Source organism: Streptomyces sp. 4N124, assembly GCF_052245395.1.
In the GTDB taxonomy this organism is placed as follows: domain Bacteria; phylum Actinomycetota; class Actinomycetes; order Streptomycetales; family Streptomycetaceae; genus Streptomyces.
In genome coordinates this window covers 36,516-51,104 of record NZ_JBQQBS010000008.1, presented here as the reverse complement: position 1 = coordinate 51,104, position 14,589 = coordinate 36,516, and the positions used below count along the sequence as shown (strand labels likewise).

At 68.3% G+C, this 14,589-nt stretch carries 14 protein-coding genes and 1 pseudogene; 10 read left to right on the top strand and 5 right to left on the bottom strand.

Translation table 11 applies throughout. From position 1 onward, the window contains the following. Positions 1–26: 26 nt before the first annotated feature. The 6 genes and pseudogenes from ACTWQO_RS10460 to ACTWQO_RS10435 all read left to right on the top strand — a co-directional run bounded on the left by ACTWQO_RS10460 (position 27) and on the right by ACTWQO_RS10435 (position 5,269). Positions 27–1,874, top strand: coding sequence for an ABC transporter permease (locus ACTWQO_RS10460; protein WP_443236943.1), 1,848 nt, complete (start codon positions 27–29; stop codon positions 1,872–1,874). Beyond that, the gene (locus ACTWQO_RS10455) at positions 1,867–2,967 is read left to right on the top strand and encodes an ABC transporter ATP-binding protein (protein WP_443236942.1); all 1,101 of its coding nucleotides are present in this window, start codon (positions 1,867–1,869) and stop codon (positions 2,965–2,967) included. Before ACTWQO_RS10460 ends, ACTWQO_RS10455 begins: the two co-directional genes overlap by 8 nt. Positions 2,968–3,067: 100 nt before the next feature. Further along, positions 3,068–3,286 (top strand): hypothetical protein, encoded by a 219-nt coding sequence (locus tag ACTWQO_RS10450; protein ID WP_443236941.1) that lies wholly within the window; start codon positions 3,068–3,070, stop codon positions 3,284–3,286. Between the two features lie 9 nt (positions 3,287–3,295). Further along, a complete protein-coding gene (locus ACTWQO_RS10445) occupies positions 3,296–3,847 on the top strand; it encodes an MBL fold metallo-hydrolase (protein ID WP_443236940.1) in 552 nt (183 codons plus the stop codon). A 316-nt stretch (positions 3,848–4,163) separates the two neighbouring features. Then, a pseudogene (locus tag ACTWQO_RS10440) lies at positions 4,164–4,424 on the top strand (type II toxin-antitoxin system VapC family toxin); the annotation flags it as partial. Positions 4,425–4,831: 407 nt separating this feature from the next. Then, positions 4,832–5,269: a hypothetical protein gene (locus tag ACTWQO_RS10435; RefSeq protein WP_443236939.1), complete on the top strand. Its 438-nt coding sequence runs from the start codon at positions 4,832–4,834 to the stop codon at positions 5,267–5,269. Between the two features lie 122 nt (positions 5,270–5,391). On the opposite strand, the gene ACTWQO_RS10430 is transcribed toward ACTWQO_RS10435, so the two are convergent. The 4 genes from ACTWQO_RS10430 to ACTWQO_RS10415 all read right to left on the bottom strand — a co-directional run bounded on the left by ACTWQO_RS10430 (position 5,392) and on the right by ACTWQO_RS10415 (position 9,717). Beyond that, complete coding sequence (locus ACTWQO_RS10430; protein ID WP_443236938.1) at positions 5,392–6,837, bottom strand: argonaute/piwi family protein; 1,446 nt, start codon at positions 6,835–6,837, stop codon at positions 5,392–5,394. Further along, positions 6,834–8,132 carry an HNH endonuclease gene (locus ACTWQO_RS10425; protein ID WP_443236937.1) on the bottom strand — a complete coding sequence of 433 codons (1,299 nt, stop codon included), beginning with the start codon at positions 8,130–8,132 and terminating at the stop codon, positions 6,834–6,836. Before ACTWQO_RS10425 ends, ACTWQO_RS10430 begins: the two co-directional genes overlap by 4 nt. Positions 8,133–8,313: 181 nt before the next feature. Then, positions 8,314–8,598 carry a hypothetical protein gene (locus ACTWQO_RS10420; protein ID WP_443236936.1) on the bottom strand — a complete coding sequence of 95 codons (285 nt, stop codon included), beginning with the start codon at positions 8,596–8,598 and terminating at the stop codon, positions 8,314–8,316. 720 nt (positions 8,599–9,318) lie between these two features. Continuing rightward, a complete protein-coding gene (locus ACTWQO_RS10415) occupies positions 9,319–9,717 on the bottom strand; it encodes a DUF2637 domain-containing protein (protein ID WP_443237107.1) in 399 nt (132 codons plus the stop codon). Positions 9,718–10,932: 1,215 nt separating this feature from the next. Between ACTWQO_RS10415 and dhaK the strand changes: the two genes are divergently transcribed. From dhaK to ACTWQO_RS10400, 3 genes are read left to right on the top strand one after another with little or no spacing between them, the layout of a single operon-like run. Continuing rightward, on the top strand, positions 10,933–11,925 hold the full coding sequence (gene dhaK, locus ACTWQO_RS10410) for a dihydroxyacetone kinase subunit DhaK (RefSeq protein WP_443236935.1): 993 nt from the start codon (positions 10,933–10,935) through the stop codon (positions 11,923–11,925). 46 nt (positions 11,926–11,971) lie between these two features. Further along, entirely contained in the window at positions 11,972–12,571 is a 600-nt protein-coding gene (dhaL, locus tag ACTWQO_RS10405) for a dihydroxyacetone kinase subunit DhaL (RefSeq protein ID WP_443236934.1), read from the top strand. Beyond that, positions 12,564–12,974 (top strand): PTS-dependent dihydroxyacetone kinase phosphotransferase subunit DhaM, encoded by a 411-nt coding sequence (locus ACTWQO_RS10400; RefSeq protein WP_362949959.1) that lies wholly within the window; start codon positions 12,564–12,566, stop codon positions 12,972–12,974. Before dhaL ends, ACTWQO_RS10400 begins: the two co-directional genes overlap by 8 nt. Before the next feature lie 24 nt (positions 12,975–12,998). Here ACTWQO_RS10400 and ACTWQO_RS10395 read toward each other — a convergent pair whose 3' ends face one another. After that, entirely contained in the window at positions 12,999–13,637 is a 639-nt protein-coding gene (locus tag ACTWQO_RS10395; protein ID WP_443236933.1) for a TetR/AcrR family transcriptional regulator, read from the bottom strand. 166 nt (positions 13,638–13,803) lie between these two features. Here ACTWQO_RS10395 and ACTWQO_RS10390 point away from each other — a divergent pair, with 166 nt between their 5' ends. Then, positions 13,804–14,565, top strand: coding sequence for an SDR family NAD(P)-dependent oxidoreductase (locus ACTWQO_RS10390; protein ID WP_443236932.1), 762 nt, complete (start codon positions 13,804–13,806; stop codon positions 14,563–14,565). Positions 14,566–14,589: the final 24 nt, after the last annotated feature.

Here is a 14,589-nt window from a genome sequence, read left to right as displayed (position 1 = left end):
CCGCACCCCGCACTTACGGAGCCGCCATGGCCGTCCAGAGCCAAGCTGATATCCCGGCCGACCCTTCCCCAAGCTCTTCGAGCCGGGGAGGCCCCCCGCGCGCCGGCGAGCTGGGAGCACCCCAGTACCGTCGCCTGTTCGGCGCCGGACGCGAGGTCTCCATCCACTGGCTGACCTTCCTGCTGACCGCCGCGCTCGTTCTCGCGCCGGTCATCCCGATCCTCTTCCAGTCGGTCCGCAACCAGCCGCTGTACGCGGCGGGCGGCGCCTTCACCCTGTCGAACTACAGCAACCTCTTCACCGAGGCCGAGTTCGGCACGATCATCCTCAACACCCTCTACTTCGCCGCCCTGACCACCGTGTTCGCGCTCGCCATCGCCGTCCCCATGGCGATCCTCCTGGAGCGCACCCGGTTCCCGGCCGCCCGAGTCATCGGACAGATCCTGCGCTGGCCCATCTACATCTCGCCGCTCGTGCTCGGCTTCGGCTGGATCGTGATCTACGGACCGGCCGGGTTCATGACCACGGTGGTGCGCGAGAGCTTCGGCTGGGTCCCGTGGAACCTGTACTCCATGCCCGGCATGGCCTTCGTGGAAGCCGTCGCCCAGGTGCCGATCGCCTACCTCTTCTGCGCCAATGCCCTTGCCGCATCGGACACTTCACTGGAGAACGCCGCCCGCACGGTCGGCGCGGGCCCCGTGCGCATCCTGGGCTCGATCGTCGTCCCGATGCTGCGCCCGCCGGTCCTCTACGCCGGCCTGCTGATCTTCGGCACGGCGGTGGAGACACTCTCCATCCCACTGATCCTCGGCGAGCCCGCCGAGATCACCCTGTTCTCCAGCTTCCTGTACGAGCAGGGCATCGACTCCGTCGACCCGGACTACGGCCTCCTCGGCGCCGCCTCCACCCTGGTCCTGGTGTCCACCGTCGCCTTGGTGATCCTGCAGGGACGGCTGCTCAAGCACGCCCAGCGGTTCGTGTCGGTGCGCGGCAAGGCCACGCGCGCCAACCTGCTCGACATCGGCCGCTGGAAGTGGCTCGGCTTCGGCTTCGTCGGCCTGTACGTTCTCTTCGGCGTGCTCCTGCCGATGATCGCTCTGATCCTGCGCGCGTTCACCTCGCTGCTCACCCCGCTGGTGAACCCCCTCGACCTGCTGACGCTCGACAACTTCAAGCTGATCTTCTCCTACGCCCCCTACACAGAGTCGATCACCAACAGCATCACCGTGGCCTTCATCGGCGCGCTCGCGGTGACCCTGTTCGGCACGGTCGTGGTCCTGGTCGCCCGCCGCTCCGACTTCCGGCTCGCCCGACTCCTGGAAGCCACCGCGCAGGCGCCGCACGCCGTCCCCGGCCTGATCGTCGGCATCGGCTTCTTCTGGGCCTTCGCCTGGATACCTGGCGGAGACCTGGTGAGGGGCACGATCTTCGCCCTGATCATCGCCTTCGGCGTGCGCGCCATCCCCTCGGCCTACGGAGCCATCTCGCCGGCCACCATGCAGCTCGGCAGCGAACTCGACAACGCGGCCCGCGTCGCCGGCGCCGACTGGTGGCGCACCGTCTCCCGGATCCTGCTCCGCCTCCTGGTGCCCGCGATGCTCGCCTCGTTCCTCCTCATCTGGACCACGATGATCCGCGAGTACGCGCCCGCCATGTTCCTCGCCGGATCCGAGTCGCAGGTCATCGGCACCACCGCCATCGACCTGTGGACCCAGGGCGAGACCGGCTCCGTCGCCGCGCTCGCCACCCTGCAGATCGCCGTCACCGCCCTCGTCGCCGGCCTGGCCGGCCTCCTGCTACGCGACAGGAACTCCGCCCAGAAGACTGCCGTCACGGCCGTCAAGGCCATCGAGAAGGAGAAGACCCATGCCTGAGCTGGCCGTCGAGAACATCACCAAGTCCTTCCACGGCACCACCGTCCTGGAGGGCATCGACTTCACCGTCGCGGACGGGGAGTTCTTCACTCTGCTCGGCCCCTCCGGCTGCGGCAAGTCCACGACCCTGTCCTGCGTGGCCGGCCTGGAGAACCCCGACTCCGGCACCATCCGCGTCGGCGACCAGGTCTTCTTCGACGGACACCCGCGCACCACCGTCCCGCCCGAGGGCCGCAACCTCGGCCTGGTCTTCCAGTCGTACGCGCTGTGGCCGCACGTGACGGTCGCCGCCAACCTCGCCCTGCCGCTGAAACTACGCAAGGTGCCGAGGGACGAGCAGCGGCGCCGGGTCGACGACGCGCTCACCAAGGTCGACATGCTGCACCTGCGCGACCGCTACCCTCACCAGCTCTCCGGCGGCCAGCAGCAGCGCGTCGCCCTCGCCCGTGGCATCGTCTACTCCCCCGGAGTCCTGCTCCTGGACGAGCCGCTGTCGAACCTCGACGCGAAGATGCGCGACCAGGCCCGCGTCTGGCTCAAGGACCTCCAGCGCGAGGTCGGCATCACCACGGTCTACGTCACCCACGACCAGGTCGAGGCGATGTCCCTGTCGGACCGCATCGCCGTCTTCATGCACGGCCGTCTCCAGCAGGTCGGCACGCCCACCGAGATCTACGAGACCCCGGCCACCCCCGAAGTCGCCGGCTTCATCGGTCGCTGCAACCTACTGGAAGGCCACGTCGACGACACACCGTCCACCGACCGCAGGACGGTGCGCGTCGAACTGGGCACGACAGGACAGCACTTGAATGTCGTACGCCCCCGGGCCACGGCCGACGTGAGCGGGACCGCCACCATCGGCCTGCGCTCCGAACGCATCACGCTCACAGAGCGCGCGGACGTGACCGAGGAGGGCATCAACGTCCTGCGGGCGAAGATCAAGCAGTGCTCCTACACCGGCGCCCGCTTCGAGTACGAACTGACCGTCGGCGGCCTCGCCGTTCACGCCGAAAGCCCGGTCAGGCACACGGGCCAGGAGATCAACCTGCTGATCCGCCCCGAGGACTGCCTCCTCTACCCAACAGCAGCCTGACCCGAAGCTGCGCCCCCCCGGGAACGCCCCGGGGGGCGCAGCGGAGCTGGCCCAGTCCCCACGCGCCCAGCTCGAACCGCACATCGACATGGAGGAAGCAGTGACACCCACCCGCCGTGAATTCGCCGCACTGGCCTCCGCCGACATCGCCGCCGCCGTCCCGTCCACCCTGTTCACCAACACCGCGGCCGCCGCGGAGGCACCCACCGAGGAAATCCCCTGGGGCGGCCCGCTCGCCCCCGACAAGCCTCTCGCAAAGGCGTACGACGACGCGGCCAGGGCACTGGCAGAGGCGGACGACAACCCGGTCATCCGCTAGCAGAACCGCGTGTGGTGCCAGACCGGCTACCGCAGCCCGAGCAACACGGGCACAGGCCAGCCCGTCGACCAACTGACCGACCCCGCCACCGACTTCGTCTCCCCCAAGGGCTTCCTGCACCGGGACCACGTCCGCCCCATGCCCGCGGGAGGGGTCCAGTTCCTGGACAACGCCTGGTACTTCGGCACCGACTTCACCGGGCTCGTCATCGTCCGCACCCCGGACGGACTGATCATTCTCGACGCGCTCACCACCCCGCAGGACATGCACACGCAGTTCCTCGATCAGGCCGCCGCCGCGGGCCTGGACCCCAGAGACATCCGGTACGTCTTCCTCGGCCACCACCACGTCGACCACGTAGGCGGCGCGAACCTGATCAGGGACGCACACGCGCCACGAGCCAAGTTCGTCATGGGGCAGCCCGACGCCGCGATCATCGCAGCTAGCCGCGCAAGCACCGGGACGAGTACACCGAAGAGGACTACCGGGCCAGGCTCGCGCGCCTCCCCAGCCGGATCGATATCGAGGTCGAGGCATACCCCGGCCACACCGTCGGCATGAAACGGATCCGGATCGGCTGGCGGACCACGGCCGTCGCCATCCTCGCGCCCGGTCACACGGTCGGCCAGATGCACGTCATCGTGCCGGTCGTCCACCAAGGAGAAACCCACAAGCTCCTGGAGTGGAGCGGCAACGACAATCTCGACGCCGCCGCCCAGTACGCGATCTCGGCCGACTTCGTACAAGGTCTCGCCGGCCAGGAAGGCGCGGACGTCTTCCTCAACACCCACGCCTACCAAGGCGCCGCCTACAGCCATCTGCGCGCGCTCAAAGCCGACCCATCCGCTCCCAACCCCCTGCTCATGGGCCGCGCGCCGAAGTGGTCCACCCTCAAATCAACCGGCCGACCCTGGAGTGGACGCTGTCCCGCCTGGTCGTCGAACCGGTCACCGAGCCGATCGCCCGCCACGCCGCCGTGTTCCTCGCCGACGCCGGCCTGCACGGCCACAAGTACGCCATCGACGCCATGCTCAGCGCCACCGCCCTCACCGCGCCCGGACCGGTCACCATCCTCACCTCGGACCCCGAGGACCTGACCGTGCTGTGCGGCGGACGGTCCACTGTGATCAAGGTCTGACACACAGCGCCCTCCTCAATCACGACGAGCCACAGCAGTCACCAACTCGCTCCGGACGCGACTGATCCAAGCCGGGCGGCCGTAGACGCTGAGGAACCCTTCGATGCCCTGACTGCTGCTGGACTCCACAGTCCCACCGAAAGCAGCAGCCTCCTCCGGCACTCGGCGGCTCGCGTCGGGCATGGCAATCGTCCGGATCCGCCGCGTGACGCACCATAGCCGGGGAACGATGTCGTTCAACTCGACGATGCGAAGGTGCAGCAATGGACGCTGGGGTGGCTGCCCTGCTGGGTACAGCCGTGGGAGGACTCCTCGGAGCAGGCGGGACGCTGGGAGCAGCCGCCCTGACGGGAAGATCTCAGGGACGCAGTCAGCACTCGCACTGGCGGCGCCAGGGGCGACGCGAGGTGTACAGCAGATTCCTCGAAGCCATCACTGCCCACCAGGAAGCTCTGGGACGTCTTTCATCGATGGCTTACGCCTCAGTCCGGGGAGATCACTCACCGGAAGAACTCGCCGCCGCGTGGCGAGAGGTGTCCGCGCTCCTGCCTGCAGTGCGCACCACCGGCCCCATCGTCATGATCGAAGGACCACGCGGCATCGCAGACCTGGTCGAGGCCATCGTGGAACTTGCAACCACAGCCACATACAACGCCAGGTCTTATTCCTTGATCCACGCCAAGCGCGCGTACGACGATCCAGCACTTGGCCAACGCTCGCGAGCGGTGTCGACGGCTGCCTCCGAACTCAAGGAGAAGCTCTCAGCCTTCGCCGGGCAGGCGCGAAACGCCCTCGACGCTCCGGACGGGCTCCTCGACGACATCGGCACCCCGGCACAGGCATGACCGCGCACAGGGCTCGCTGAGGCCCTGACTTTGCCTGAATCGGGATCACCGAACGAACCTCTGTCGTGGCATGGGCTGACCTCTGAATGTGCCCGTGCTGCCCGAAGCCCACGCCTGTGAGTTCAGATATAGAACTTGAATTGAGGCAGTGGCTCCCGCTCGGCGGGGATTTCCCTCATGATCTCGCCGACCAGCCCGGAGAACTTGATCGTGATCGGCAGGAGTCCGCCCAATGCGGCCGAGTTCCAGTTGAGCTTGGTGAGCGCGAGAACTTCCCTCAACAGGGCATCCCGCGAAGAGACCTGCCCGACGTGATCAGCGACCTGAAGCGGCGCCGGAACGTGCATCCCGTGGAACTCGTTGAGTGCGGATATGTAACCCGTCGTGTACAGGTAGTCCAACTCCCCGAAGCTGAAGCGGGTTCCGCGAAGCGGCGGATACTTCGAGGTGGTGATGAGGCGAACCCGGCTCTGCGCTTCAAGCGCCATCAGGTCGTAGCGCCTCACGCGGGACTCGATTGCCGCGCGGAAGCCGTCGCGTTCGTCCGGCCAGTAGCGCGAGGTCTTGTGGACCACGACGCGAGCCGGGGTCTGCTTCATCACTGCCTCATACCGGTCGAGTACAAGGGCCATCAGCTGATGCGCGCCGTCGGCCGTCAGGTGAGGCGAACGGCTCCCGGTCTTGTTCGGGTCCCACTCGAATTCGTGTCCCCGGAGAACCAGCCCTTCCCCTCGCTCGTCAAACGCCTGCACGAGGCTGGTCTGCATCGTCGCAGCCGCGCTACCCAGCGGCCGGTAGAAGCCGATGCCGACATAGCAGGTACCCGGCGTGAGGCCGGACGGACTCCACGGATAGCCTCCCGCCTTGCAGTACATCGCGGTGAAGAAGTTCCACGCGATGCGGGAGGGCGGTGTCCTGTCGCGCCCGTCGAGCGTGGGCGCTCGGACGATCTGCGTCGGCAGGCGGAACTTCATGGCGCTTGCCTTGAGGGCGCGGCGCAGGTCGCGATGGACCGCGCCGGTCTCTTTGCTGGTGTAGTCGGCCGTGCCGCAGCGCGTCACGATCTCGTCGGACAGCGCGATCACGACGTAGTCGGGGACGCTGTCACGCTCTGCCAACTGTCGAAACTTGGTCTCGAACAGGGTCACGGCAGCGTGGAAGCGGTCCTTCTGCGACTTGATCTCCAGCACCTGCCGCAGTTCGGTCTGCCCGAGTTCCTCATTCCACGCATCGTCGAACTCCAGCGACGAGAAGAACCCGCGATCGGGCATCCATCCGGGGAACTCCGGGTTGTTCACGTCTCCACGTACGCCCTCGGCGCGACTGCTCATCCAGGTGCGGGCCGCCTCGACGAGCTCTGCGGTACCGATCAGCCCCACGCGCAGCCGGGCGGGGTGGCGGCCCGATGCTGTCCAGGAACGTGGTCCGTAGCGTGCGATGCCGGCCTTGGGGTCGATGTGCAGGCCGTCGTCGGCGAACTGCAGCAGCGGTTCGGGAAAGTAGGTGCTGGCGATGAGGGACGGCGAGCCGGCGGGCGAGACACTCGGTGGAGCAGGGCGTGCCGTCATCGCAGTGTTTCCTCCGCGTCCTCGTCGTCTTCGCCGGCGGGATCGTCGTCCTCGCTCAGGCCCTCCGCCTCGGCCCAGGTGAAGAGGTCGTCCACGTACTCGACGTTCTTGAAGGGCATGTCGTGCTCGGCGGGAATGCCCGGCCAGCGCACCTGACCGCTGCTCAGCGAGGTCGAGACGATCAAATTCTGCCGGTCGGTGCCGAAGGGGAAGAAAATCCGCGGACTGCTCCTGCCGAGGAAGTCCCGCCAGAACTGGACTTCGCCCAGGAGGTCGTGGTTGAACAGGCGGGACTTCTTCCGGGTCACCTGCCGCCCGATGTACTTGGCCTGTATGGACTCGAAGCCGTCGGAGGTGACACGCAGCTCGGGTCTGACGCTGAGGCACCACTGGTTGTCACCGATGAGGAAGAAGCGCAGCGAAACAGCGCGGTGAAGCCAGTAGTTGCGAGCCTCTCCGGTCGCTCGCTTCTTGGGCTGCCATACGACACTCCGGGTCGCCCTGCTGGCATTCAACGGCGTGTACGGCACGGAACGTTCAACGCCTGCCACCTCCGGTTCGAAGTAGTAGCGGTGGTGGTCGTGGTCAAGCCGCAGTCCGAGACGTCCGGTGAGTTTGTTCAGCGACCGGTTCAGCAGCGCGATGTACCACCCCAGCCTGTCGGGATCCGTCCACCACTCCTTGGTGGAGAAGCGCTCGGTCTCCGTGCACGCCACCGCGCCGGCGAACGGGTTGCTGGTGTCACGCAAGTCCTGGAATGCCCACAACCGCCCCTCACGCAGGATGAACGGCGTCATCGTCCCGGCAGATGCCGCGGCCGGCCGGACCTCGTTCTCCCGGCTGGCAGAGCAAGGGGCTCCGTAGATGTAGCGCGGCATCTGCGTGACCGGCAGCACGTTGCTGTACACGGTGTCGTTGACCATCGGGGGCAGTTCCGACGGCACGTTGGAACGCCCGCCGAGCCTGCGCTCGATCCGCTGTTCGTGAGTCTCTTTCATGGCGTGCAGACGCTCCACCGTGTACTTCGCAAGCGCACCTTCGGAGTCGATCAGCTGGTGATGCTGATTGCAAAGCAAGATCAGATTCTCGTACCGATTGCGCTGCTCCGGCGTCAGCGGCGAATCGCCCCGCGGACCGTTCGGGCTCTCAGCAACGATATGGGCCATCTCGCCGAGCACCACAACAGGGTCCTCCGGCGTCCCCTGAGCCGTCAGCAGCAAGCCGCATTCGGGAAAGGCGCAGATATTGCCGGAACGCTGAGTCAACTTGCGTTGCTGCGCGACAGGTACGGCCACAACACCTCCTCCAGGTACCCACATGCTACGGACGACCTCTGACAAAGGCCGTCCCTCGCACAAGAGACGAACCGCTGGGGCTCGGCTGTTTCGCAGCACCCAATGCGGAGCTATTGCCTGGAGTCATCACCGACTCCGCCCAGAGGCTACTGATCCTCCTCGGGCGACTGGTCGTAGGCGCTCAGCAGCCCTCGATGCGCTGATTGTTGATGGACTGCCGGTCGTACAGGCACTTCAGGTACCGGCTCAGCAAGACCTGGACTCTGTTCCCCGCCCGCTGGGCGACCTCAGCCGGATCCGCCCCGGCACACAACACGTGGACAGCGCCGAGTGGCGCAGGTCGTACGGGCGCTTCGCGAGCGGGGGTGCCGGAGAGGGCGGGCGGCAGCGCCAGAGCGGCGGCCTCGCGCCAGACCCAGTAGTAAGCGGTGTAGGTGAGGATGCCGCCGCGTTCGCTGAATAGCACCGACCGTCGTCGGCCGTGCCGAAGGTGGCCACGCTCTCGAGCCACAGCGCAACCAGATGCGACGGCAGCGGCAGGTCCGCAGGACGGAACTGGCCCTCCACCACCAGCCGCCCCAAAAAGAAACCGCTGACCAGCCCTGCGACCTTCTGCATGTGGCCCCGCCGGGGGTTCGAACCTGTGCAGTGATCGAACAGAGCGGTGCTCACCACGTCAGCCCACCGCGCTTCTCGGGAGATGTGCCGACGTCGTCACGACGAACGCACTCCGCAATTCACAGTTGGCGTGGCACGACCAGCCCTTGACCGCGGCTCTGGCCAAGACTGGGACCCGAGGCCAAGCCACAGCAGCAAGGTTGCGCCCACCAGGCGACAACAACGCCGGGAAACACAGAAACCTCGCCTCGCAAGTCACGCCGCGATCGCCAGGGCTCAATCGGAACGTCGTCTCTTCTGTCCGTCCACCCGATCGCGGAGCACCTCGGCACCGTCGCTGCCACTCCGGCTCTGCCGTACGAGTGCGGTCAACTGCCTCGATCATCTCGCGCCGACGCGCAGCGCTTTCCGCAGGGTCTCTGCCGACGCGGGACGATGGTGCAGCTCCCGATGCCGGACATCAATCATCCGAGCCCGCCTCAGCAACGGATCCTCGCCCCGGTGCCGTCGCTTGCCCTTCGCACGTCTGCTGCCGTCTCCCGCCTGGCCCACCGTGTCATCCAGCTGGTCAACCGGCCGGTACACCAGAAGCTCCACCGACAGCAGCAAAGCGACCGGAGGCCACCCCGCGACAAGCACCGGCTTCCACTCCAGGGCGGGGGCCGCCGCGATGTTCGCAGCCAGAGAGACCGCGGTCCCCAGCAGAAATGCCGACCACACGGCACCGTGCGCTCGGCGCGTGCCGACCCCCCGAGGGCTTCAGCAGACCGACCGTGGCCAGCAACAAGAGCCCGTCCACGGACAGTGGCCACAACGAAGCACTCACCTCATCCGCCCTACCCTGCAGCGCGAACTCACGCTGGTGAACATACGAGGCATACGCGGCAACCCCGGCCACGACCAGAGCGCACAGAGGCCGAATCCATGCGTCCAGATTGAAGCCTCGGCCCTCGGCGGACCCTTGCATGCGGTCGGTGACATCGCTCGAACCCACCGCCCGGCACCGCGCCCCAGTGCACAACGCGTGCACACTTGCGCGGGAACTCCCGGGAACCCGCAGGTAGAGGCGGGATGTACTCAGACACGGGAAAGGGCCCCGCCAAGACCATAAGTCCAGGTCAGAGCCCTAATGGCAGACGAGTCGGGCTGTACGCCGGGTTATGAGCCCCGCTATCCCGCGACGAGCGTCCTGCGTGAGACCATCACGCTCTCGGAATCGGCCCCGGGCCCCTTCCAATTCACGTACAGACACCTGCTGCAGACCATCCCTCCTCTGTGTGATCGCAGCGTTCCTCAGCCACAGCCCGGGACCGAGGGGGGGCGTGTTCTGGGGCAGATCGGGAACCGCTCAGCGCTCAATCAGGGCAACGGTTTCCGCACCGCCCCTTCAAGCCGGATCACCGCCGCAGCGACGTCACAGCACTGTGACTGCACCGCTTGCCACGCGAAGTGCCCCTTCCCGGCAGAGGTCACCGTCTGAGCACGGCCGGGTTCGATCAGACCGCCTATCCAGTACAGGCCGAACCTGGCGACAGGTCAGCACGGCAGACATACCCGTAGAGGACTGCGACCCTGCCGGTCACTGCGCCGACCGGAACTCGCTCGCGCCGTCCAACGCGGCGCCCATTGCCGTGCGGACCCGTGCGAGTGGTGACCGAGACCTCGTTCCGCAACGGATCTATGGGCTGCGCTTTGAAACTCACGAGCAGGACCGCGTTGGGGATGTCGTCATTCGTGAGCCAGCTGCAGGAAGATGGGTGGGCCTCTCCGGTGAGGTCATTGAAGCCCCAGATGGTGGCAGCCGTGTCGGACCGACGTCCAACTCGTCTCGGCTGACGCGATAGAAACCTGCGGCAGCCGGCCTGCGGGGACAACCTGATCGCCTCGATGAATCACCGCGTGGCGCAGCGGTGTGACCCGCACGCGCCGGTTGGCGTCCGCACACGTGACCCCGCGCCCGGTCAGCGTCGATACTTCCGAGAGCAGGCGTCTGGAACCGTCAACCCGTACGTCAACAGCATCTGACACCCCGTCATCAAAGTCAGCATTGAGTCAGCATCAGCCCCGCCAGAGCCCGCTTCCGACCGCCATTGACCGCCAAGATCGACAACTGACGTAACCCACTCTGACCAGCAACGACACAGGCCAGAGGCCCATCTGCTAATCTCCCCAGGAGGTACCCATGAAGATGTTGATCAACGTCCCGGAGACCGTGGTCACGGACGCCCTGCGGGGCATGGCAGCGGCCCATCCCGAGCTGACCGTCGACGTGGAGAACCGGGTGATCGTACGGCGGGACGCGCCCGTCGCCGGGAAAGTCGCCCTGATCTCCGGCGGCGGCTCGGGGCACGAGCCCCTGCACGGCGGATTCGTGGGCCCGGGGATGCTCTCGGCGGCCTGTCCGGGCGAGGTGTTCACGTCGCCGGTGCCGGACCAGATGGTGCGCGCGGCGGCGGCCGTGGACAGCGGGGCGGGCGTGCTGTTCATCGTGAAGAACTACACGGGTGACGTGCTCAACTTCGACATGGCCGCCGAACTCGCCGAGGACGAGGGCATCCAGGTCGCGAAGGTGCTCGTCAACGACGACGTGGCGGTCACCGACAGCCTCTACACGGCCGGGCGGCGCGGCACGGGTGCCACGCTGTTCGTGGAGAAGATCGCGGGGGCGGCGGCCGAGGCGGGGATGCCGCTGGAGCGCGTCGAGACACTCGCCCGGCAGGTCAATGAGAACTCCCGCAGCTTCGGTGTGGCGCTGAGCGCCTGCACCACCCCGGCCAAGGGCAGCCCCACCTTCGATCTGCCGCCCGGCGAGCTGGAGTTGGGCATCGGCATCCACGGCGAGCCCGGCCGGGAGCGGCGGGCGATGATGACGTCCGGTGAGATCGCGGACTTCGCCGTGAACGCGGTCCTGGAGGACCTCAACCCCCGTGACCCCGTCCTGGTCCTGGTCAACGGCATGGGCGCGACACCGCTGCTCGAGCTGTACGGCTTCAACGCGGAGGTGCAGCGGGTGCTCGCCGCGCGCGGTGTGGCCGTCGCCCGCACGCTCGTGGGCAACTACGTCACCTCGCTCGACATGGCCGGCGCCTCGGTCACCCTGTGCCAGATCGACGAGGAAACGCTCGGGCTGTGGGACGCGCCGGTGAAGACGCCGGGCCTGCGCTGGGGCATGTGAGCCAGCGCGGGACGCAGCCAACGCACCTACCACGCAAGGAGATCCAGTGCTCGACGCCGACTTCTTCCGCCGCTGGATGACGGCGACGGCCGCGTCCGTCGACCGCGAGGCGGAACGGCTCACCGCTCTCGACTCGCCCATCGGGGACGCCGACCACGGCAGCAATCTGCAGCGCGGGTTCACCGCCGTGACCGCCACGCTGGAGAAGGAGGCCCCGGACACGCCCGGCGACGTCCTCGCCCTGGCCGGGCGGAAGTTGATCTCGACGGTGGGCGGCGCGTCGGGGCCGCTGTACGGGACGCTGCTGCGCCGCACCGGCAAAGCCCTCGGGGACGCGGCCGAGGTGAGCGAGGAGGAGCTCGCGGCTGCGCTGCGCGCCGGCGTGGACGCGGTGATGACGCTGGGCGGGGCCGCGCCCGGCGACAAGACCATGATCGACGCGCTGGTGCCGGCCGTGGACGCCCTCGACGACTCCTTCGCCGCGGCACGCGCCGCCGCCGAGCAAGGGGCGCTCGCGACCACGCCGTTGCAGGCCCGCAAGGGCAGGGCGAGCTATCTCGGTGAGCGCAGCATCGGGCACCAGGATCCCGGCGCCACCTCGTCGGCGCTGCTGATCGCGGCTCTCGCGGAGGTGGGCGGTGAGTGACGGCAAGCTCGTCGGGATCGTGCTGGTGTCGCACAGCGCGCAGGTCGCCGCGTCGGTGGCCGAGCTGGCGCAGGCGCTCGCGGGCGGTGGCACGGCGGTGCCCGTCGCCCCAGCGGGCGGCACCGAGAGCGGCGAACTCGGCACCAGCGCCGAACTGATCGCCGCCGCGGCCGCGTCCGTGGACCGGGGCGCCGGCGTCGCCGTCCTCACCGACCTCGGCAGCGCGGTGCTGACGGTCAAGGCCCTGCTCGCGGAGGGCGACGAACTCCCTGACGGCACACGGCTCGTGGACGCTCCCTTCGTCGAGGGCGCGGTCGCCGCGGTCGTGACGGCTGCGACGGGGGCCGACCTCGCGGCGGTGGAGGCGGCGGCCGGGGAGGCGTACACGTATCGGAAGGTGTGAGCAACCCTGAGGCCCTGACTGGGCCTACGTGAGCCCCTCTCCCACGACGGCGAGCGCCGAGCGCATGATCGCCAGCAGCTCGGCCTCCGCCGTCTCCGGGTCGATCCGCACTTCGGCGCTGCGCCAGGCGTAGCGCTCGACGGCCGCGCGCAGGGCAGCGTTGAACATCGCCGCCTGGATCGTCGGCCGCAGATCGTCGACGGCCAGCCCGGCCCGCTCGGCGAGGGCACGGGCGAACACCGGCTCGGCCTCGTCGTAGGTCTGGAGCCAGACCCCGCGCAGTCCCGGTTCGGTGCGGGTCAGCCGGACGAGCGCGCCGAGCGTGGCCCGGTCCGGCCCTGCGACGAGGCGGTGGTCGGTCGCCAGTTCCGGTGAGAAGACCTGGTCGAGAGAGTGCCCGGGCCGCCACTGCCGCAGCCGGTCGGCGATCATGTCGATGCCCGCCGAGAACAGCGGCGACACACAGCTCTCCTTGCTCGGGAAGTAGCGCCACACCGTGCGCGCCGACACGCCGACCGCCTGACCGATCTGCTCGCCGGTGGTCGCGGCCACCCCCTGCTCGACGAACAGATCCACCGCCGCCCGGGCGATCTCCAGCCGGATCTCGGCCTTGCGCTCCTCGGTGAGAGGTGGGCGTCCCGTGCGTCCGCTGAGGGCGGTCATGTGGTCCTCCGGCTCCGGTTGCTGCTGCGCCGGAATTCTCCCTCACTACTTTATGTCACTCGAAGACATTAAGTCGTAGAGTGGCGCCGAGCGGGCACGACGCCCCGACACACCGCGCCCCCGCACAAGGGGCGGCAGCCCTCGTACGCACAGACAGGAGCACCTCATGGCCAGCGGACTGGACGGGCGCAGCGTCATCGTCACCGGAGCGGGCTCGGGCATCGGGCGCGCGACCGCTCTGGCCTTCACCGCCGAGGGCGCGCGAGTGGTGGTGGCGGATCTCAACGCCGAGGGCGCTCAGGCCGTCGTCAAGGAGATCGAGGAGGCGGGCGGCGCCGCGGTCGCCGTGGTGGGTGACCTGAGCGAGCAGGCCGTCGTCGACCGGGTGGCCGAGACCGCCGTGGAGCGCTTCGGCGGGGTGGACGTCCTGGTGAACAACGCCGGGATCATGGACCGGATGTCGGCGCTCGACGAGGTGAGCGACGCGGAGTGGGAGCGGGTCATACGGGTCAACCTGACCGCTCCGTTCCTGCTGACGCGGGCGGTGCTGCCGCACATGCTCGCGGCGGGCAGGGGCGCCATCGTGAACACGGCCTCGGAGGCCGGGCTGCGGGGCAGCGCGGCGGGCGCCGCGTACACGGCGTCGAAGCACGGCATCGTGGGGCTGACGAAGTCCCTCGCCGTGATGTACCGCAAGCAGGGCATCCGCGCGAACGCCATCGCCCCGGGCGGCACGCAGACCGCCATCGTGGTGGACGCCGATCAGAGCGCCCACGGCCCGGCCGCGCTCGGCCCGCACTTCGTCAACATCGGCAAGCTGGCCCAGCCGGAGGAGCAGGCCGCCGCCATCGTCTTCCTCGCCTCGGACGCGGCGAGCAACATCAACGGCGTGACCCTCCCGGTCGACGACGGCTGGGCGGCGGTCTGACCTTCGCTCGGCGCCCGGGCACGA